At 73.4% G+C, this 17,991-nt stretch carries 20 protein-coding genes; 14 read left to right on the forward strand and 6 right to left on the reverse strand.

What is annotated here, in order from left to right; translation table 11 throughout:
• Nucleotides 1-49: 49 nt before the first annotated feature.
• The 4 genes from ACT7CP_RS01145 (at nucleotide 50) to ACT7CP_RS01160 (ending at nucleotide 3,338) form a co-directional block, all read left to right on the forward strand.
• A complete protein-coding gene (locus ACT7CP_RS01145) occupies nucleotides 50-556 on the forward strand; it encodes a sigma-70 family RNA polymerase sigma factor (protein ID WP_413962055.1) in 507 nt (168 codons plus the stop codon).
• Nucleotides 553-1,365 carry an anti-sigma factor family protein gene (locus ACT7CP_RS01150; protein ID WP_445443029.1) on the forward strand — a complete coding sequence of 271 codons (813 nt, stop codon included), beginning with the start codon at nucleotides 553-555 and terminating at the stop codon, nucleotides 1,363-1,365. Before ACT7CP_RS01145 ends, ACT7CP_RS01150 begins: the two co-directional genes overlap by 4 nt.
• 12 nt (nucleotides 1,366-1,377) lie before the next feature.
• The gene (locus ACT7CP_RS01155) at nucleotides 1,378-1,779 is read left to right on the forward strand and encodes a hypothetical protein (RefSeq protein ID WP_445443030.1); all 402 of its coding nucleotides are present in this window, start codon (nucleotides 1,378-1,380) and stop codon (nucleotides 1,777-1,779) included.
• Nucleotides 1,780-1,937: 158 nt separating this feature from the next.
• Nucleotides 1,938-3,338, forward strand: a complete 1,401-nt coding sequence (locus ACT7CP_RS01160; RefSeq protein ID WP_445443031.1) for an MFS transporter — start codon at nucleotides 1,938-1,940, stop codon at nucleotides 3,336-3,338.
• Here ACT7CP_RS01160 and ACT7CP_RS01165 read toward each other — a convergent pair.
• Both ACT7CP_RS01165 and ACT7CP_RS01170 read right to left on the reverse strand, forming a co-directional pair.
• Nucleotides 3,335-3,838, reverse strand: a complete 504-nt coding sequence (locus tag ACT7CP_RS01165; RefSeq protein ID WP_445443032.1) for a tetratricopeptide repeat protein — start codon at nucleotides 3,836-3,838, stop codon at nucleotides 3,335-3,337. The genes ACT7CP_RS01160 and ACT7CP_RS01165 overlap by 4 nt on opposite strands.
• Before the next feature lie 46 nt (nucleotides 3,839-3,884).
• The gene (locus tag ACT7CP_RS01170; protein ID WP_413962060.1) at nucleotides 3,885-4,895 is read right to left on the reverse strand and encodes a LacI family DNA-binding transcriptional regulator; all 1,011 of its coding nucleotides are present in this window, start codon (nucleotides 4,893-4,895) and stop codon (nucleotides 3,885-3,887) included.
• A 223-nt stretch (nucleotides 4,896-5,118) separates the two neighbouring features.
• On the opposite strand from ACT7CP_RS01170, the gene ACT7CP_RS01175 reads away from it, so the two are divergent.
• From ACT7CP_RS01175 to ACT7CP_RS01205, 7 genes are all read left to right on the forward strand, one after another.
• On the forward strand, nucleotides 5,119-6,408 hold the full coding sequence (locus ACT7CP_RS01175) for an extracellular solute-binding protein (RefSeq protein WP_445443033.1): 1,290 nt from the start codon (nucleotides 5,119-5,121) through the stop codon (nucleotides 6,406-6,408).
• Between the two features lie 10 nt (nucleotides 6,409-6,418).
• On the forward strand, nucleotides 6,419-7,447 hold the full coding sequence (locus ACT7CP_RS01180; RefSeq protein WP_445443034.1) for a carbohydrate ABC transporter permease: 1,029 nt from the start codon (nucleotides 6,419-6,421) through the stop codon (nucleotides 7,445-7,447).
• Nucleotides 7,444-8,349: a carbohydrate ABC transporter permease gene (locus ACT7CP_RS01185; protein ID WP_413962063.1), complete on the forward strand. Its 906-nt coding sequence runs from the start codon at nucleotides 7,444-7,446 to the stop codon at nucleotides 8,347-8,349. Before ACT7CP_RS01180 ends, ACT7CP_RS01185 begins: the two co-directional genes overlap by 4 nt.
• Nucleotides 8,346-10,700 (forward strand): beta-xylosidase/alpha-l-arabinosidase, encoded by a 2,355-nt coding sequence (locus ACT7CP_RS01190; protein WP_445443035.1) that lies wholly within the window; start codon nucleotides 8,346-8,348, stop codon nucleotides 10,698-10,700. Before ACT7CP_RS01185 ends, ACT7CP_RS01190 begins: the two co-directional genes overlap by 4 nt.
• Before the next feature lie 180 nt (nucleotides 10,701-10,880).
• Nucleotides 10,881-11,042: a Rossmann-fold NAD(P)-binding domain-containing protein gene (locus tag ACT7CP_RS01195; protein WP_445443036.1), complete on the forward strand. Its 162-nt coding sequence runs from the start codon at nucleotides 10,881-10,883 to the stop codon at nucleotides 11,040-11,042.
• A gap of 29 nt (nucleotides 11,043-11,071) precedes the next feature.
• On the forward strand, nucleotides 11,072-11,614 hold the full coding sequence (locus ACT7CP_RS01200) for a GNAT family N-acetyltransferase (protein WP_445443037.1): 543 nt from the start codon (nucleotides 11,072-11,074) through the stop codon (nucleotides 11,612-11,614).
• Nucleotides 11,611-12,009, forward strand: a complete 399-nt coding sequence (locus ACT7CP_RS01205; RefSeq protein ID WP_413962067.1) for an SRPBCC family protein — start codon at nucleotides 11,611-11,613, stop codon at nucleotides 12,007-12,009. Before ACT7CP_RS01200 ends, ACT7CP_RS01205 begins: the two co-directional genes overlap by 4 nt.
• A 2-nt stretch (nucleotides 12,010-12,011) precedes the next feature.
• Here ACT7CP_RS01205 and ACT7CP_RS01210 read toward each other — a convergent pair whose 3' ends face one another.
• Nucleotides 12,012-12,278 (reverse strand): hypothetical protein, encoded by a 267-nt coding sequence (locus tag ACT7CP_RS01210; protein WP_413962068.1) that lies wholly within the window; start codon nucleotides 12,276-12,278, stop codon nucleotides 12,012-12,014.
• Nucleotides 12,279-12,392: 114 nt separating this feature from the next.
• Here ACT7CP_RS01210 and ACT7CP_RS01215 point away from each other — a divergent pair, with 114 nt between their 5' ends.
• Nucleotides 12,393-13,289 carry a serine hydrolase domain-containing protein gene (locus tag ACT7CP_RS01215; RefSeq protein ID WP_445443038.1) on the forward strand — a complete coding sequence of 299 codons (897 nt, stop codon included), beginning with the start codon at nucleotides 12,393-12,395 and terminating at the stop codon, nucleotides 13,287-13,289.
• Here the strand turns inward: ACT7CP_RS01215 and ACT7CP_RS01220 are convergent.
• Nucleotides 13,282-13,701, reverse strand: coding sequence for a rhodanese-like domain-containing protein (locus ACT7CP_RS01220; RefSeq protein ID WP_413962070.1), 420 nt, complete (start codon nucleotides 13,699-13,701; stop codon nucleotides 13,282-13,284). The genes ACT7CP_RS01215 and ACT7CP_RS01220 overlap by 8 nt on opposite strands.
• Before the next feature lie 94 nt (nucleotides 13,702-13,795).
• Between ACT7CP_RS01220 and ACT7CP_RS01225 the strand changes: the two genes are divergently transcribed.
• Nucleotides 13,796-14,254 (forward strand): Lrp/AsnC family transcriptional regulator, encoded by a 459-nt coding sequence (locus tag ACT7CP_RS01225; RefSeq protein ID WP_307504707.1) that lies wholly within the window; start codon nucleotides 13,796-13,798, stop codon nucleotides 14,252-14,254.
• Between the two features lie 41 nt (nucleotides 14,255-14,295).
• Here ACT7CP_RS01225 and ACT7CP_RS01230 read toward each other — a convergent pair whose 3' ends face one another.
• Nucleotides 14,296-14,862 (reverse strand): AAA family ATPase, encoded by a 567-nt coding sequence (locus ACT7CP_RS01230; protein WP_445443039.1) that lies wholly within the window; start codon nucleotides 14,860-14,862, stop codon nucleotides 14,296-14,298.
• Entirely contained in the window at nucleotides 14,862-15,887 is a 1,026-nt protein-coding gene (locus tag ACT7CP_RS01235; protein WP_445443040.1) for a LacI family DNA-binding transcriptional regulator, read from the reverse strand. The genes ACT7CP_RS01230 and ACT7CP_RS01235 overlap by 1 nt, the downstream gene beginning before the upstream one ends.
• Nucleotides 15,888-16,002: 115 nt before the next feature.
• On the opposite strand from ACT7CP_RS01235, the gene ACT7CP_RS01240 reads away from it, so the two are divergent.
• Nucleotides 16,003-17,964 (forward strand): glycoside hydrolase family 127 protein, encoded by a 1,962-nt coding sequence (locus tag ACT7CP_RS01240; protein WP_445443041.1) that lies wholly within the window; start codon nucleotides 16,003-16,005, stop codon nucleotides 17,962-17,964.
• Nucleotides 17,965-17,991: the final 27 nt, after the last annotated feature.

Consider the following 17,991-nt stretch of genomic DNA (forward strand, 5'->3'; position numbering starts at 1 on the left):
ACGGTGAACCTTCCGGCCGTCCGTCTCGTCGTGGGAGGAGGAGGCACGGATGACCACGGAGAGCACGGCCCGCATGCGGGCGCTGCACGATGCGCACGCACCCGCGCTCCAGCGCTACGCGCTGCGGCTGACGGGGGATCCGGCGCTCGCCGAGGACGTCGTGCAGGAGGCGCTGCTGCGGGCCTGGCGCTCGCCGGCGATCCTCGCGGAGGACGACGAGTCCGCCCGCCGCTGGCTGTTCACGGTCGTGCGGAACCTCGTGATCGACGACCGGCGGAGCGCCTGGCGCGGCCGCGAGACGCCGACGGACACGCTGCCCGAGGATCCGGTCGCCGACGCGTCCGACGCCATCATCGACCGCCTGCTCGTCGCCGAGGCGCTCGCGTCGCTCTCGGCCGAGCACCGCCGCGCGGTGGTCAGCTGCTACCACCTCGGCCGGACCGTCGCGGAGACCGCCGAACGCGAGGGCGTCCCGCCCGGCACCATCAAGTCCCGCCTCCACTACGCGCTCAAGGCGCTCCGGCTCGCCCTGCAGGAACGAGGAGTCACCCGATGAACGATCGCGCCGACGACATCCACGAGTGGGATGCCGCGTACGTGCTCGGCAGCCTGAGCGCCACCGACCGCGCGCTCTTCGAGGCCCACCTCGAGGGCTGCGACGCGTGCATGCGCTCCCTCGCCGAGCTCTCCGGCCTGCCCGGCGTGCTGCGGCTGCTGCCCGTCGAGGACGCGCTCGCGCTCATGGACGAGTCGGAGGCGGCCGGCACGACGCCAGCCGTCGGCCCGGCGTCCACGGATCCCGCCGCCGCCGCGGGCGCCCGGTCCGGGTCCGGACACCGCGTGCCGCGCCGTCGTCGCCGGTCGCGATCCGCGCCCTTCTCGCTCCCGCTGTCCCGCCGCACGGGGGCCTGGCTCCTCGCGGCCGCCGCGATCGTGCTCCTCGTGGGCGGCGCCGGCCTCGGATCCGCTCTCCGGGCGGGCGTGAGCGCGCCGGTCGCGGATCCGGCCCCCACCGCCACCGCTCCCGAGACCCCGGACGCGGACACGAGCCTCCCCGCCGATGCCGTGAGCATGCGCTCCGAGTTCGACGACACCGTCACCGCCCAGCTCGCCGTCACGGCGAAGCCCTGGGGCACGCGCTTCGACTGGAGCTGCGCGTACGCGGGCGGTGGCGGTGGGCTCGGCGCCTACGACCTCGTCGCGATCGCCCAGGACGGCACCCGCACGGTCGTCGCCTCGTGGGGCGCGGGCGAGGCGGAGGCGACCCAGCTCGCGGCCACCTCGAGCATCCCGATCGACCGCATCCGCGAGGTCCAGATCACCCCCTCCGACTCCGACGTGGTGCTGGCGAGCCGGGACCTCTAGGCTGCGGTGCCGATGAGCCCCTCCGTCCCCAGATCCGCTGCTGCCGAGGCCGCGGCGTGCATCTCGACGTGCCTGGCGCAGGGGAGGCGCGAATACGCCGTGCGCCACTTCATCCAGCTCGCCGACGATCTCGCAGCACGACACGGCGAAGCCCGCGCCGTCATCGGCGCCGCCCGGCCGGAGACGACGGGGGAGCGTTGCTGGGACGCCGCCATCGCCGCTCTCGTCGAGCACCGCCTCCTCGAGGACGGCCTGCCGGTCCCTCCGTGGGTCGCCGCCGAGGAGTTCCGGGTCAGCCCCACGTGGACGTTCGGGAGCGGTCTGTACGACATCCCCGTCGAGCCGGAGCGGGCGTTGCCGGCGTTCCTCCGGCACGGGGTGATGCTCGACCCGGACACGCTCGCGAGCGTCTAGGCGGGCAGCCGTCGTCGCTCCCGCGCGTGTCCGCGAAGGGCAGGCGCCCGCCGTCGTGGCGCGGCGAAGTCCGCGCGCCGCCCCCTGGCGCGCCGCGCGCGCCGCGCCCTAGCCTGGTGGCCTCCACACCCGAGGAAACGCGAGCAGGCGAGGATCCGATGAGCGACCCGGCAGCCCCGGCCGACGTGCCCGAGACGCCCGCCGTGAGCGAGGCCGACGCGGCCGTCATCGCCGCGCGCTGGAAGCGCAACGCGACCCTCTTCCTCAGCGGCCAGACCGTCTCGCTGTTCGGCTCGATGCTCGTCCAGTACGCGGTCATGTGGTACGTGACGTTCGAGACCCGCTCGGGCTTCGCCATCGCGCTCTATGCCGTGGCCGCGTTCCTGCCGCAGGGCATCGTCTCGATCTTCGGCGGCACGCTCGCCGACCGCATGAACCGGCGCGTGCTCGTGATCATCTCCGACAGCACCATCGCGATCGTCACCCTCGCCCTCGCGCTGCTGATGATGAACGGGGTCACCGACCTCTGGATCATCCTGCTCGCGGTCGCCGTGCGCTCCGTCGGCGCGGGGTTCCAGACGCCCGCGGTGCAGGCGATGATCCCGCAGATCGTGCCGCCCGAGCAGCTGCTGCGGATCAACGGCATCTTCGGCACCATCCAGTCGGCCATGGCCCTGCTCGCGCCGGCCGCCGCGGGCGCGATCTTCGCCGCCTACGGCCTCGTGCCCCTGTTCTTCATCGACGCCATCACGGCCGCCATCGGCATCGCGTTCCTGCTGTCGGTCGCCGTGCCGACGCTGGCGTCCATCGCGGACAAGACGACGAGCTACCGTGAGGACCTCGTCGAGGGCATGCGCTACATCGCCGGGAACCCGGTCGTGCGCTGGCTGCTCGTGGTCTTCGCGATCATCTTCCTGCTCACCGTGGCGCCGTCGTTCATCACGCCGCTGCTGGTCGCCCGCACCTACGGCACCGAGGTCTGGATGGTGACGGTGCTCGAGATCGCCTTCAGCGTCGGGATGCTCGGCGGCGGCGCGCTGGTGGCGACGCTCCTCGCGAAGGCCGACCGCATGACGCTCATCATCGTCAGCTGCTTCGGCTTCGCGATCTTCACCGCGGGCCTCGGCCTCAGCCCGAACCTCTGGGTGTTCTACGGCTTCATGTTCGCGATCGGCCTGTTCGTGCCGCTGTTCTCCGCGCCGTTCATGACGCTCGTGCAGGAGACGGTGCAGCCCGAGATGCACGGGCGGGTGTTCAGCTACGTCGGCATCGTCATGGCGCTCGCGACCCCCATCGGCGCGGTCGCGTTCGGCCCGCTCGCCGACGTGTTCAGCGTGCAGGCGCTGCTGGTGGCGGCCGGCATCATCACCGTGATCGTGATCTCCGTGGCCGTCTCGCTCCCGTCGGGCCGCGCCGCGATCCGGCTGGCCCGCGCGAAGAAGGCGGAGGCCGACGCGGCGGACCCGGACGCGGCGCCCGACGCCGAGCCGGCGACGGACGAGCCGGCCGGATCCGCGCCCTCGGCGGTCGACCCGGCCCGCGCGACCCCCGGTTCCTAGACCGCCGCCGGGTCCTTCCGCGCGCGATCCGCCAGCTCCTCCGCGTACGCCGCGACGGCCCGGCCGTACCCGGGCAGCGTCGGCGCGAGCCGGCGGAGGGCGACGGCCAGCGCCTCCGTCGGCCGACCGGCGTCGTGCAGCGCGAGCGCGAGGAAGGCGTCGCGTCCGGCCGCGTCGGCGTCGTCGGGCAGGGCCTCGAGCAGGGCGACCGCCTCCGCGGGCTCGCCGACGTTCCGCAGCGAGCTGGCCAGCTGGATCACCGCGGACGGCCGGTGCTCCGGATCCAGCCCGCCGTCGAGCGCGGCCCGGTACAGCGGCACGGCCTCCGCCTCGCGGCCCACGTAGTCGTGCGCGCAGGCCAGCTCGAACAGGCCGCGCGGATCCCCGTCGGGCCGCTCGGCGACCAGCGCCCGCATCCCCGCGATCGTCTCCTCCGCGCGCTCGTCGTCGGCGCTCGCCCAGAAGGCGGCGACCCGGTCGTCCCAGTCGTCGTGGTCCATGGACCCAGCCTGTCAGGAGCGGGTCGGCAGGTCCGCGCCGCAGCCGTCAGCGCGAGCGCGGCGGCGGAGGTCCGGTCGTCGCGCGGCGCACGAGGCGCGTCGGCAGCTGCACGCGCATGGCGTCGGGCTCGGTGCCGCCCATGAGCGACATCAGCAGGTCCACCGCGGTCGTGCCGAGGCGCTGCATCGGCTGGCGGATGGTGGTGAGCGGTGGCGTCATCTGCGAGGCCTCGGGGATGTCGTCGAAGCCGATCACGGAGAGGTCCTCGGGCACGCGGATGCCGAGCTCGGCCGCCACCTGCAGGATCGCGATGCCCGAGAGGTCGTTCGCGGCGAAGATCGCCGTCGGCCGGTCCGTCATGGAGAGCATCGCGCGCGCCGGCTCCCGGGCGAGGGCCGTGAGGAAGAAGCCGGAGCGCACGAGCGCCGGGTCGAACGCGATCCCCGCCTCCTGCAGCGCCCGCCGGTAGCCGGCCTCACGGAGGCTCGCCGAGCGGAGGTCGGGGCGGCCCGCGAGGAACCCGATCCGCCGGTGGCCGAGCTCGAGGAGGTGCCGGGTCGCCTGGAGCGCGCCGCCGAGGCTGTCCGACTCGACGCTCGGCAGGTCGGCGGGCCCGGTGTGCGGGTCGATGGAGACGACGGGGATCTCGGTCGAGGCCGTCACGACGGTGGGCGTGACCATGATCGCGCCGTCGATGAGGGTCCCGCTCAGGCGGCTCAGCGACCGGCGCTCCCACCCCGTGCCGTCGACCTGGCGGGATCCGCTGTACGCCAGCAGGTCGTAGCGCGACTTGCGGAGGGCCGCGCCCACGCCCTTGAGGATCTCGGCGCTGAACGGCTCGAAGTCCGCCACGAGCACGCCGATCACGCCCGTGCGGTGGGAGCGCATGCTGCTCGCGACGAGGCTCGACTCGTAGCCGAGGCGCTCGACGACCTCCATCACGCGCTTCGAGGTGTCGGCCGAGATGCCGTAGCGCCCGTTCACCGCCTTGGACACGGTCGACACCGAGACGCCGGCGGCAGCGGCGACGTCGTGGATGGTGGGGCGGCGGGACATGGACAGGACCCTACGCCTGGGGAAAAGGATTTCGAAAACGTTTGACGAAGATCGGAGCACGACTGAGACTGGCCCGACCGGCCCCCCGTCACGACGGAGCGACGACGCGACGACGCGACAGAGGGACCGGTCCGGGCCCCACCACAGCACCAGGCACGCGGCCCGGGCACGACACCCCCGACACCCACCAGGGTGCGCTCAAAGAAGAGACAGGTAGGACGACATGAAGGCACGGAAGATCCTCACGGGATCCGCGGCCCTGCTCGTGGGGGCTCTCGCCCTCACCGGCTGCAGCGGCGGCTCGGGCAGCAGCGACGACGGCGGCCCCGTCGAGATGACGCTGTGGCACAACTCCACCACCGGCCCGGGCAAGGAGTTCTGGGAGAAGACCACGGCGGACTTCAACGCCGCGAACGCCGGCGTCACGGTCACGCCGACGTCGATCCAGAACGAGGACCTCGACGGCAAGCTCCAGACGGCGCTCAACTCCGGCGACGCCCCCGACGTCTTCCTGCAGCGCGGTGGCGGCAAGCTCGCCGCCTCGGTCGCCGCGGGTCAGATCATGGACATCACGGACGGCATCTCCGCCACCGCCAAGGAGGAGATCTCCGCGGGCTCGTTCGAGGCCAACACGATCGACGGCAAGGCCTACGCCATGCCCGTCGCCGTGCTCCCCAGCGGCATCTTCTACAGCCAGGACCTCTTCACGGCGGCCGGCATCACGGAGAACCCGACGACGATGGACGAGCTGAACACGGCCGTCGACAAGCTCAAGGCCACGGGCGTCGCGCCCATCGCGCTCGGCGGCAAGGACGCCTGGCCCGCCGCGCACTGGTACTTCAACTTCGCGCTCCGCGAGTGCAGCTCCGACACGCTCGAGAAGGCCGCCAAGGACAAGGACTTCAGCGACGACTGCTGGATCAAGGCGGGCGAGGACCTCACGGACCTCGTCGGCACCGAGCCGTTCAACGACGGCTTCCTCACCACCGCGGCGCAGCAGGGCGCCGGCAGCTCGGCCGGCCTCATCGCCAACAAGCAGGCCGGCATGGAGCTCATGGGCGCCTGGAACCCCGGCGTGATCGCGGGCCTGACCCCCGACCAGAAGCCGCTGGCGGACCTCTCCTGGTTCCCCTTCCCCGAGATCGAGGGCGGCAAGGGCGAGCCCGGCTCCATCATGGGCGGCATCGACGGCTACTCCTGCTCCGCGCAGGCGCCGAAGGAGTGCGTCGACTTCCTCAACTACATCGCCACGGCTGATGTGCAGAAGGAGTACTACGCGGCCTTCAACGCCCCGCCCGTGAACACGACGTCGCAGGAGGCGGTCACCGAGCCGTACCTGAAGGAGATCCTCGCGGCGTACAACGACGCCCCGTACGTCTCCCAGTGGCTCGACACGGTCTACGGCCTGAACGTCGGCAACGCGATGAACGTCGGCGTGGTCGAGCTCATGGCGGGCGACGGCAGCCCGGAGAAGCTCGTCCAGACCGTCGGCGACGCGGCCAAGAAGGCCTAGGCGACCCGACATGTCACTCCGCGAGAGCTCGCTCGACGAGCAGCGTCCCGCGGCTGATCCTGCACACCCCGAGGGCGGCGTCGTGACGACGCCGCCCTCGGCGGTGAAGGGTCGACGCCGCGGCCTGGGTTGGTCCGGGCGCCTCGAGGTCCTGATCCTCGTGGGCCCGGCCCTCCTCTTCTTCGTGGGCTTCGTCATCTACCCCGTGGTGATGGCGGCCTACTACGGCTTCTTCAGCTGGCAGGGCTTCGGCCCGCCCACGGTCTTCGTGGGCTTCCGGAACTACATCACGATCATCCAGGACCCCGCGTTCCACGAGGCCCTGATGCACAACGCGGTCATCGTGATCCTGTCGCTCGTGCTGCAGGGCCCGGTCGCGATCCTCGTGGCGCTCCTGCTCAACAGGAAGCTGCGCGGCCAGTCGATCATCCGCGTGCTGATCTTCGTGCCGTACGTGATCTCCGAGGTCGTCGTCGGCACCGGCTGGAGCCTCATGCTCCAGGGCTCCGGCGCGCTGAACGGCTTCCTCGCGAACATCGGCCTGGCGGACCTCCAGCAGGACTGGCTGGCGAACCCGGACATCGCGATCTGGTCGCTCATGACGATCATCACGTGGAAGTACATCGGCTTCGCGGTGATCCTCTTCCTCGCCGGCCTCCAGGGCATCCCCGAGGAGCTGAGCGAGGCGGCCGCCATCGACGGCGCGTCGTACTGGCAGATCCAGCGGCGCATCACGCTGCCGCTGCTCGCGCCGACGCTGCGCATCTGGGCGTTCCTGTCGATCATCGGCTCGCTGCAGCTGTTCGACCTCGTCTACATCATCTGGGGCCAGTACATCTCGGCCACCGCGGGCACGTCGACCATGGCCACGTACCTCGTGGCGAACGGGCGCGGATCCGGCAACTACGGGTACGGCAACGCCGTCGCCGTGGTGCTGTTCCTCATCTCCCTGGTCGTCGCGCTCGTCTACCAGCGGTTCGTGCTCAGCCGCGACACCGCCGGCGCCCTCACGGGTGCAGGAAGGAAGGCGAAGAAGTGACCGTCGCCACCGCAGCTCCGCGCAACGCGGACCTGGATCCCACCTACTCGGCCAAGGCGCCGAAGCCCAAGCGGGCGAAGACGCCGGGGCAGGGCAACAACCCGATCCCGTACCTCGTCGCGGTCGTGCTCATCGCCCTGATGCTGACGCCGGTGGCGTACATCATCCTCGGCGGGTTCCGCACGAACGCGCAGATCACGACCGACCCGGCGGGCTTCCCGTCGCCGTGGCAGATCCAGAACTACCTCGACGTCCTCACGGGCTCGCTGTTCTGGCGGCAGGTGGGCAACTCGCTCATCGCGGCGCTCGGCACCACGCTCGGCGCGGTCGTGCTCGGCCTCATGGCGAGCTACGTGCTGGCCCGGTACACGTTCTTCGGCCGGGGGGCGCTCTACGCGATCTTCGCGTCGGGGCTCATGTTCCCCATCACGGTGGCCATCACGCCGCTGTACATCGTGATCCGCTCGCTCGGCCTCACGAACTCGCTGCCGGGGATCATCCTCCCGCAGATCGCGTTCGCGCTCCCGACGACGATCATCATCCTGGTGCCGTTCCTCCGGGCGATCCCGGACGAGATCCAGGAGGCCGCGTTCATCGACGGGTGCGGCCGCCTCGGGTTCTTCTTCCGCATGGTCGTGCGGCTCTCGATGCCGGGCGTCATCACGGTCGGGATCCTCGCGTTCATCGGCAGCTGGAACAGCTACCTGCTGCCGCTGTTCATCCTCAGCGACGCGTCGGCGTACACGCTGCCGCTCGGCGTGCAGTCGTTCTCGTCGCAGTACTCGGTCGACACGGCCAAGGTGCTCGCGTTCACGTCGCTGTCGATGATCCCCGCGCTCATCTTCTTCTCCATCTTCGAGCGCCGCATCGTCGGCGGCCTCACCGGCGCGGTGAAGGGGTGACCGGGGCGGAGACGGCCCCCGGCGCCGTCGCGCTGCCCGAGGTGTCGGAACGCGTGCGCGAGCTGCACGCGCGGATGACCCTCGAGGAGAAGCTCGCGCAGATCGTCGGCTACTGGGTCGACCAGGGCGGCGAGGTCGTCGCGCCCATGCAGGGCGAGATGGCGACGACCGGCCGCTACGAGGAGGCGACCGAGCACGGCCTCGGGCACCTCACCCGCGTGTACGGCACGCGTCCCGTGGATCCGGTCGAGCGCGCGTCCTGGCTCTGGGCCGAGCAGAGGCGCCTCCAGACGGAGACGCGGCTCGGGATCCCCGCGCTCGTGCACGAGGAGTGCCTCACCGGGCTCGCCGCATGGCAGGCCGCGACCTTCCCCACGCCGCTCGCGTGGGGCGCGTCCTTCGACCCGTCCCTCGTGGAGGAGATGGCGGGCCTCATCGGCGGGTCGATGAAGGAGCTCGGCGTGCACCAGGGCCTCGCGCCCGTGCTCGACGTGATCCGCGACGCCCGCTGGGGCCGCGTCGACGAGTGCATCGCCGAGGACCCGTACGTGGTCGGCACCATCGGCACGGCGTACGTGAAGGGCCTGCAGTCCGCGGGGATCCACGCGACGCTCAAGCACTTCGTCGGCTACTCGGTCTCGCAGTCCGGACGCAACCACGCGCCCGCGCACGTCGGCCCGCGCTTCGTGGAGGACGTGCTGCTGCCGCCCTTCGAGATGGCGGTGCTCGACGGCGGCGTGCGCTCGGTCATGAACTCGTACGCCGAGATCGACGGCGCGCCCGTCGGCGCGACGCCCGAGTACCTCACCGACATCCTCCGCGGCCGCTGGGGCTTCGACGGCGTCGTGGTCTCCGACTACTTCTCCGTCGCGTTCCTCCAGGTGATGCACGCCGTCGCGGGCGACCGCGGCGAGGCGGCCGAGCTCGCGCTCGCCGCCGGCATCGACGTGGAGCTGCCCACCGGCGACGCGTACCTCGCGCCGCTGGCCGAGCGGATCCGCGCCGGGCTCGCCGACGAGTCGCTCGTCGACCGCGCGGTGCTCCGCGTACTCGACGAGAAGGAGGAGCTGGGCCTCCTCGACGCGACCTTCGACGAGCCGCCCGCGCACATCGACCTCGACACCCCGGCCCACCGGGACGTCGCGCGTCGGCTCGCGGAGGAGTCCGTGGTGCTGCTCGCGAACGACGGCACGCTGCCGCTCGCGTCGGCCGACCGTCCGGCTCCCGGGCGCATCGCGCTGATCGGCCCCAACGCCGACAGCGCCGAGGCGCTCATGGGCTGCTACTCGTTCGCGAACCACGTGCTCGCGCACCACCCGGGCACGCCGCTCGGGTTCGAGATCCCGACCATCGCCGAGGCCCTGCGCCTCGAGCTGCCCGACAGCGAGCTCGTGCTCGTGGAGGGCGCCGACGTCGAGGGCGACGACCGCTCCGGCTTCGAGGCCGCGGTGGACGCCGCGCGCGGGGCCGACCTGGCCGTCGTGGTCGTCGGCGACCGGGCGGGCCTGTTCGGCCGCGGCACGGTCGGCGAGGGCAACGACGTCGAGAGCCTCGACCTCCCGGGCGTCCAGCGCGAGCTGGTCGAGGCCGTGCGTGCCACCGGGACCCCCGTGGTGCTGGTGCTGCTCACCGGCCGGCCGTACGCGGTGGCCTGGGCGATCGAGGGCTCGGAGGCTCCGGCCGCCGTCCTGCAGGCGTTCTTCCCGGGCGAGGAGGGCGGATCCGCGATCGCGGGCGTCCTCTCCGGCCGGGTGTCGCCGTCGGGCCGCCTGCCGGTGTCGCTCCCGCGGTCCGCGGGCGCGCAGCCGTTCTCGTACCTGCACCCGATCCTCGGGGGCCCCTCCGAGGTGACGAGCGCGGATCCCACGCCCGTCCTCCCGTTCGGGCACGGCCTGTCGTACACGACCTTCGCGCGCACCGGCCTCGCGGTCGCGTCGCCCGAGGTCACGGCGGGGGAGTCGTTCACGGCGACCGTCGAGGTCCGCAACACGGGCGACCGCGACGGCACCGACGTCGTGCAGCTCTACGCCCGCGACGTGCAGGGCAGCGTGACGCGGCCCGTCGCGCAGCTGCTCGGCTACCTGCGGCTGGACCTCGCGGCCGGCGAGACGGCGGAGGTCACCTTCACGGTGCCCACCTCGCGACTCGCCTTCACCGACCTGCGGTACCGCCGCATCGTCGAGCCGGGCGCGGTCGAGCTGTGGGTCGGCCCGTCGAGCGCGGTGAAGGAGACGGAGACCGCGATCGCGATCACCGGATCCGTGCACCACGTCACGACCGCGGACGAGCGGTACGTCGGCACGTCCGTCGCGCCCGTCGTCGCCTCGGACCGGGTGCTCGAGCCGAGCTGATCCCGCCCGCACGACACCGGAGCCCCGGTCGCCACGCCCTCGACGCGCGGCGGCCGGGGCTCCGTCGTGCGCGGGTCAGGCTCCCGCCGCCTCCACGGGCGCCGTCGTCAGCGCCTGGATCCCCGTGACGCGGAAGAGGTCCAGGCGCGCCTCGTCCGCGAAGACCGGCCGGGCTTCCGCGTGAACGCGAGCGATCCCGGCTACACGGCGACCGACTTCAACGGGAACACCGGCCACCAGACCGTTACCGAGGGCACCGACGCGACCGTCGCGCTGGCGCTCCTCGGCCCCGACGGCCCCACGGGCGAGTTCCACAGCCGGCACGGGCGCATCGAGTACTGAGGCCGGGCGGGCGCTGGCAGGGTGGGGAGATGCCCGGACCACATCTCCGTCCCTGGATCGCGTCCGACGCCGACGCCCTCCGCGCGGCGTTCCTCAGCACGTCGGATCTCGTCGCCCAGCTCGGCGGCGCCGACCTCGCCACGGTCGCGGCGGCGGATGCGCACATCGCGGGTCCGCTCGCGTCCGACGACGCCCACCGCATCTGGGCGATCGTCGACGACGGGGTCGCGGTCGGCAGCGTCGGCGTCTCCGCGATCGACCGTCGGCACGACACGGCCTGGCTCCACTACTGGCTGGCAGCGGCCGGTCGCGGTCGCGGACTCGCGACCCGCGCACTCGCGGCCGCAGCGGGCTGGGCCTTCGCCGACGGCCTCTTCCGTCTCGAGCTCGGGCATCGGGTGAACAACCCCGCGTCGTGCCGTGTCGCGACGCGCGCGGGGTTCGCACAGGAAGGGATCGAGCGGGCGAAGCTCCGGTACGGGGATGCGCGGTTCGACGTGGAGACGCATGCGCGGCTCGCGACGGATCCCCCTCCCATCGCGACACCGCTGCCCGGTACCGTCGGAGCGTGACCTGGCCCGCGCTCCACATCACCCGTTCCGTCGAGGCCGACGTGGCCTCCGTCGTCGCCGTGGCGGGGGATCCCGCGCGGCTGCCCGAGTGGGCGGCCGGCCTCAGCTCGGGCATCCGGTTGGAGGGCGGCCGCTGGCTGGCGGACTCGCCGATGGGCGCCGTCGAGATCGCGTTCACCGGGCTCCGCGAGCTGGGGATCCTCGACCACGACGTGACCCTCCCCGACGGCACGGTGGTCCGCAACCCGCTGCGCGTCCTCCCCAATGCCGACGGCAGCGAGGTCGTCTTCACCCTCTTCCGTCGCCCGGGCGTCTCCGACGAGGCGTTCGCGGCGGACGCGGCGCTCGTGGCGGCGGATCTGGATCGTCTGGCGGCGCTGGTCGCCGGCGACTGAGGTCAGGCCGGCTGGTCGCCCTGTGCGCGGCGCCGCCGGCGGGCGCCGAGCTCGGCGTGCAGGATCCGCGCCCCCGCCAGCAGCACGAGCGCCACCGCGGTGAGCACGATGAGCGGCGGCAGGAGGAAGCCCAGCGCGACCACCGGGTGCTCCATCCCCGCAGCGGGCCAGCCCATGTCCTCCCACCGGTCGGCGAGCATCAGCAGCACCGCCATGACCAGCAGCTCGGCCGCCAGGATCCCGATCGTGATGCGCGTCGCGACCCTCATGCCGTCCCCTGCCGTCCCGGTGGTGCCGAGCCGCCACCCTCGCACGGTTCCCCCGCCCGGGGAAGGGGCGCCCGTCCATGTCGCGGCCCGCCGCACCACCGCCACACTGGACCCATGAGCACCGCCGCCGACGCCCTCGCCCGCCTCGTCGAGGGGATCGACCGCGAGCTGCTCGGCGCGTACGGCGCCGTCGTGCGGATCGGCGAGGACGAGGTCGCGCACCGCTGGCGGAGCGACGACCGCGAGAACCTGTACTCGGTCTCGAAGGGCGTGTGCGCGCTCGCCGTGGGCATCGCCGTCGACGAGGGGATCCTCCGGCTCGACACGCGCGTCCCCGAGCTGCTCCCCGACCTCGACCTCGGCGACGGCGTGGACGAGGTCACCGTCGAGCGCCTCCTCACCATGACCAGCGGCATCGACTTCGCCTGGTTCGGCGACCAGCCCGTGCCCGGCCCCGACCTCGCGCAGGCGATGCTCGGTCTGCCCGCGCGCGACCGCGCCTTCCGCTACAGCGACGCGAGCCCCTACGTCGCCATGCGGATGCTCGCCGCCGCGGTCGGCGACGTGCGCGACTGGCTGCTCCCGCGCCTGTTCGCCCCGCTCGGCATCGAGAACCCGCAGTGGCACCGCTGCCCGCTCGGCTTCGTAGTGGGCGGCAGCGGCCTGGAGCTCCGCACCGGCGAGCTCGCGCGCATCGGTCGGCTGCTCCGCGACCGCGGCGCGTGGGAGGGCCGGCAGCTCGTGAGCGCGGAGTGGATCGACCGGATGCACGCGGGCTGGGTCCACACCGGCCACGACGACCCGCGGGCGCCCTTCGCCCGCTACGGCCTCGCGACGTGGGACGGCCCCGGCGACGCCTGGCGCCTCGACGGCCGCTACGGCCAGTACGTGCTGGTGGACGGATCCCGCGACGCGGTCCTCACCATCACGGCGCACGAGGAGGAGCGCGACCAGCTCCTCGCGGAGCTGGCGGTGGCGGCCGTCGCGGACGCGGTGCGCGCCGTCAGCTGACCGGCGCCGCCAGCGGGTCCGGTGCCTGCCGCGTGCGCCCCGCGTCCGTGACGACCGCGAAGCCCTCGCGCGACCAGTACTCGAACCCGCCGATCAGCTCCTGCACGCGCGTGTAGCCGAGCGTCGCGAGCGCGAGGGCGGCGCGCGTGCTGCCGTTGCACCCCGGCCCCCAGCAGTAGACGACGATGCGCGCGTCCCGGTCGGGCAGCTCGGCGGCGGCGCGCGCGGCGATCTCGGCGCCGGGGATGTGGAGGGCTCCCGGGATCCGCCCCTGGCGCCAGGACGCGTCGGATCGCACGTCGACCACGAGCGGCCCGGCGCCGCTGGCGCGGTCCGCGGCGAGGTCGGCGGGGTCGGTCTCGTAGGTCAGCTTGGCGGTGAGGAAGTCCACGGCGGAGAGGGTCGTCTGCATGCCTCCATCGAAGCGGTCGGGCTGCCCCGTCAGGAAGGGGCGTCGCCCGGCATGCGGGTCGTCCGGCCGCGGATCGCCCGGTAGGTTCTGGCCCATGCCGACGAATCCCCCGCTGACCCTCGACGCCACCGATCACGCGATCATCGCCGAGCTCCAGGGCGACGGCCGGATGAGCGTCGCGCAGCTCGGCCGCGCGGTGTCGCTGTCGGCGAGCGCGACCGCCGAGCGGGTGCGCCGGCTCACGGACGCGGGCATCATCACCGGCTACTCCATCACGGTGGATCCGGAGGCGCTCGGCTGGGCCGTGACCGCGTTCGTGCGGCTGGCGTACCCGTCGGGCGACTACCGGCCGTTCCACGCGCTGGTCGCGGAGCTGCCGGAGATCGTCGAGGCGCACCACGTCACGGGCGCCGACTGCTTCATCGTCAAGGTCCACGCCCGGTCGATGCGCGACCTCGAGCGCATCACGGGCCGCCTGGCCGTCCTCGGCGGGATCACGACCCACGTCGTGTACTCGAGCCCGGTCCCGGGGCGGCACGTGGGGCCGGCGTGATCGGCTGATAACATCATCAACCGCTGACCGGCTCGATGATGTTATCGAGCGGCAGCCGCGGCCCCGTGAGCAGCACCGTCGCCCGTCGCGACCCACCCGCTGAGCGCCACCACCTCCGCCGCGATCTCCGCGACCGTCCGGCCGTCGGTCGCCACACGGTGCGCCGCGTCCGGCGCGCCGGCCTCGAGCCGCGGCGCCGCAGCCGCGCTGCGCTCCACCGCCTCCGCCAGCCCCGATCCGATCTCGCGCCCGGCGAGGCGCGCGGCCGCGGTCACGTCGTCGGCCGTGAGCAGCACGGCGACCGCGTCGACCTCGCCGCCGAGCGCCGCCGTGAGGGCCGGCAGCTCGAGCACGCTGACGGTGTTCGTGTAGACCACGCGCGTCCAGCCCGCCTCGCGGTAGTTCCGCCACATCGCGGCGAGGTTCCGCTCCGCCAGCGGGATGCCGTGCCGCCACGGCTCCGGGTGCGCCTGGTCGAGCGCGTCGCCCTCGATGAGCGCGTGGGCGACGTCGGCCGCCGTGAGGATCCGCGCCACCTCCGCCGCCACCGTCGACTTGCCGACGCCGGAGCGCCCGCCGAGGAAGAGGGCCTGCGTGGGGGTCGCCATCACGCGCCGGTCGACGCCCGCGCCACCACGCGCACCGGCTCGCGCGAGACGCCCGCGATGGTCGCGCCGTCGATCATGTCCACGAGGCGCTGCGCCGCGACCCGGCCGAGGTGCTCGAGCTCCATGGCCACGCTCGACAGCGGCGGGCGGGCCTCGCGCACGAGCAGGTCCCAGTCGTCGAAGCCGATGACGGCCACGTCGCCCGGGACGTCACGGCCCTCGTCGCGCAGGGTGTCGAGCACGCCGCGCGCGATGTGGTCGCTGCCGCCGATGATGCCGTCGACCGGATCCCCGCCCCGCACGAGCAGGCGCGCGCAGTCCCGGCCCCACGCCTCGCCCCACTGGCCGTAGAGGGATGCGCCGCCCACGGGCTCGAGGCCGTGCGCGGCGAGCGCCGCCAGGACGCCCTCGGCCCGGTCGCGCGCCGCGGCGTACGACGACTCGCCGTTGACGAGCGCGATGCGGGTGCGCCCCTGCGCGATGAGGTGCTCGGCCGCGAGCCGCCCCGCCATCACGTTGTCGGGCGTGAACGACACGTCCTGCTCGCCCGTCGACGGCGCGTACACGTAGACCACGGGAACGCCGGACATGACGGGCGCGGGCGGTCGCGGGTTGGTCGTGCGCCCCACGATGAGGAGCCCGTCGACCCGGCGCGTGAGGAGCGACCGCAGGTGCATCTGCTCGCGGAGCGCGTCGTCGCGGGTGTCGGCGACCAGCAGCAACAGCGATGCCGTGTCGAGCGCTTGCCCGGCGCCGCGGAGGATCGGCACCACGAAGCGGTGGTCGAGCTCGCTGGTGATGACGCCGACGCTGCCGGTGCGCGACGAGGTGAGGCCGCGCGCGAACCAGTTCGGGGTGAAGGACAGGGACGCAGCCGCCTCCTCCACGCGCAGCCGGGTCGACTCCCGCACCTGCGTCCGCCCGTTGAGCGCCTTGGACGCGGTGGCGATGCTCACCCCGGCGGCGCGGGCGACGTCCGCGAGCGTGACCGGGGTCGCTCGCGGTGCCCCGCCGTCCGTCGTCATGTCACGAAAGTAGTTGATGGGCCGGTTGACCCGCGCCTTCGGCCGCCGTACCGTCGGACCCGAAAGCGGTTTCGGTTCGAGACCGAGAGTCGATGACGACCCGAGGAGACACGACATGCCCCAGCCCGCAGCCACCCACCACACGGCCGGTGCCCGCCCCGGCGGTCCCGTCGCCCCCCGCTCCTCGCGGCTCACGCCGCTCGCCGCCACCGAGATCCGCCTCGTCGAGGGGTTCTGGGGCGACCGGCAGCGGCTCAACGCCGACGTGATCCTCGCCCACTGCGAGGCGTGGATGGAGCGCATCGGCTGGACCGCCAACTTCGACCGCGCCGCCTCCGACGAGGAGGGGTGGGAGCACGCGGGCATCGAGTTCGTCGACTCCGAGATCCACAAGCTGCTCGAGGGCATGGCGTGGGAGCTCGGTCGGCCGGTGCATCCGGGCGACGCAGCGGCCGTCGCCGCCCGCGGCGACCTCGACGCGCGCTTCGCCCGGCTGGTCTCCCGCGTCGCCGCCGCGCAGGACGAGGACGGGTACCTGCACACGTCCTTCGGGCGCGCCTGGCAGCGACCTCGGTACTCCGACCTCGAGTGGGGCCACGAGCTGTACTCGATGGGGCACCTCATCCAGGCGGGCGTCGCCGCGCACCGGACCGGCGCGTCCGACGAGCTCGTGGCCGTGGTGACGCGGGTCGCCGACCACCTGTGGGACGCCTTCGGGCCCGACGGGCGGGAGGCCGTGTGCGGGCACCCCGAGGTGGAGGTCGCGCTCGTGGAGCTCGGCCGCGCGCTCGACGAGCCCCGCTACGTGGAGCTCGCTCGCCTCTTCGTCGAGCGACGCGGGCGCGGCCTCCTCGGTCCCATCGCGTACGGCGCCGAGTACTTCCAGGACGACGTGCCCGTGCGCGACGCCGAGGTGCTCCGCGGTCACGCCGTGCGCGCCCTCTACCTCGCGGCCGGCGCGCTCGACGTGGCGGTCGAGACGGGCGACCGGGAGCTCGCCGACGCCGTGCGCCGGCAGTGGGAGGAGACCGTGCGGTCCCGCACCTACGTCACGGGCGGCATGGGATCCCACCACCAGGACGAGGCGTTCGGCGCCGACTTCGAGCTGCCGCCGGACCGCGCCTACGCGGAGACCTGCGCGGGCATCGCGTCGAACATGTTGTCGTGGCGGCTGCTCCTGCAGGAGGACGACCCGCGCTACGCCGACCTCATCGAGCGCACGCTGCTCAACACCGTGCTCGCCTCCCCCCGCGAGGACGGCCGCGCGTTCTTCTACACGAACACGCTGCATCAGCGCACGCCGGGGGTCGCGCCCGACGAGGGCGTCGTCAACGCGCGCGCCCTGGCCAGCCTGCGTGCACCCTGGTTCGAGGTGTCGTGCTGCCCCACCAACGTGGCCCGCACGCTCGCGAGCATGGAGCTGACCTTCGCGACGCGCTCGCCGGACGGCGTGCAGATCCACCAGCTGGGCTCCTACGACGTGGACACGACGCTCGAGGACGGCACGGTCGTCGCCCTCTCGGTGCGCAGCGGCTACCCGTACGCGGGTGACGTCGCGGTCACGTTCCGCGAGGACACGGTGCGCGAGGTCGAGCTGGCCGTGCGGATCCCGGCGTGGGCGCGCACGGCGAGCGTCACGGAGCCGGGCGGCGCGCCGACCGAGGTCGGCGGGCGCCGTGCGGTCGTGCGACGCCGCTTCCGCGCCGGCGACGTGATCGCGCTCGACCTGCCGATGACGGCGCGGTTCGTCACGCCGGATCCGCGCATCGACGCCGTCCGCGGCCAGGTCGCGGTGGAGCGCGGCCCGCTCGTGCTCGCCCTCGAGTCGACGGACCTGCCCTCCGGCGAGGTGGGCGACGTGGCCGTCGACACGGCGACGCCGCCGGAGGTCACCGAGCGCGGGGCGCGCGTGCGCCTGACCCGCACGGTCGCCGAGGCCGCCGACTGGCCGTACGGCACGGGCGTCGACCGCCACGAGCCGCTCGGCGAAGTCGACCTCATCCCGTACGCGTCGTGGGCGAACCGCGGGCCCTCGACGATGCGGGTCTGGATCCCGGTCGCGGGCCCGGGAGCCTGACCACCCGTCGCGCGGCGCGCGGCCCAC

It is taken from the genome of Clavibacter rahimiani (assembly GCF_052654495.1).

Coding starts and splice junctions, on each gene's coding strand:
- ACT7CP_RS01225 (WP_307504707.1), top strand. CDS start 13,796: ATGCCGACGAATCCCCCGCTGACCCTCGACGCCACCGATCACGCGATC.
- ACT7CP_RS01215 (WP_445443038.1), top strand. CDS start 12,393: ATGAGCACCGCCGCCGACGCCCTCGCCCGCCTCGTCGAGGGGATCGAC.
- ACT7CP_RS01160 (WP_445443031.1), top strand. CDS start 1,938: ATGAGCGACCCGGCAGCCCCGGCCGACGTGCCCGAGACGCCCGCCGTG.
- ACT7CP_RS01155 (WP_445443030.1), top strand. CDS start 1,378: ATGAGCCCCTCCGTCCCCAGATCCGCTGCTGCCGAGGCCGCGGCGTGC.
- ACT7CP_RS01175 (WP_445443033.1), top strand. CDS start 5,119: ATGAAGGCACGGAAGATCCTCACGGGATCCGCGGCCCTGCTCGTGGGG.
- ACT7CP_RS01145 (WP_413962055.1), top strand. CDS start 50: ATGACCACGGAGAGCACGGCCCGCATGCGGGCGCTGCACGATGCGCAC.
- ACT7CP_RS01235 (WP_445443040.1), bottom strand. CDS start 15,887: ATGACGACGGACGGCGGGGCACCGCGAGCGACCCCGGTCACGCTCGCG.
- ACT7CP_RS01170 (WP_413962060.1), bottom strand. CDS start 4,895: ATGTCCCGCCGCCCCACCATCCACGACGTCGCCGCTGCCGCCGGCGTC.
- ACT7CP_RS01180 (WP_445443034.1), top strand. CDS start 6,419: ATGTCACTCCGCGAGAGCTCGCTCGACGAGCAGCGTCCCGCGGCTGAT.
- ACT7CP_RS01200 (WP_445443037.1), top strand. CDS start 11,072: ATGCCCGGACCACATCTCCGTCCCTGGATCGCGTCCGACGCCGACGCC.
- ACT7CP_RS01220 (WP_413962070.1), bottom strand. CDS start 13,701: ATGCAGACGACCCTCTCCGCCGTGGACTTCCTCACCGCCAAGCTGACC.
- ACT7CP_RS01165 (WP_445443032.1), bottom strand. CDS start 3,838: ATGGACCACGACGACTGGGACGACCGGGTCGCCGCCTTCTGGGCGAGC.
- ACT7CP_RS01210 (WP_413962068.1), bottom strand. CDS start 12,278: ATGAGGGTCGCGACGCGCATCACGATCGGGATCCTGGCGGCCGAGCTG.
- ACT7CP_RS01150 (WP_445443029.1), top strand. CDS start 553: ATGAACGATCGCGCCGACGACATCCACGAGTGGGATGCCGCGTACGTG.
- ACT7CP_RS01240 (WP_445443041.1), top strand. CDS start 16,003: ATGCCCCAGCCCGCAGCCACCCACCACACGGCCGGTGCCCGCCCCGGC.
- ACT7CP_RS01230 (WP_445443039.1), bottom strand. CDS start 14,862: ATGGCGACCCCCACGCAGGCCCTCTTCCTCGGCGGGCGCTCCGGCGTC.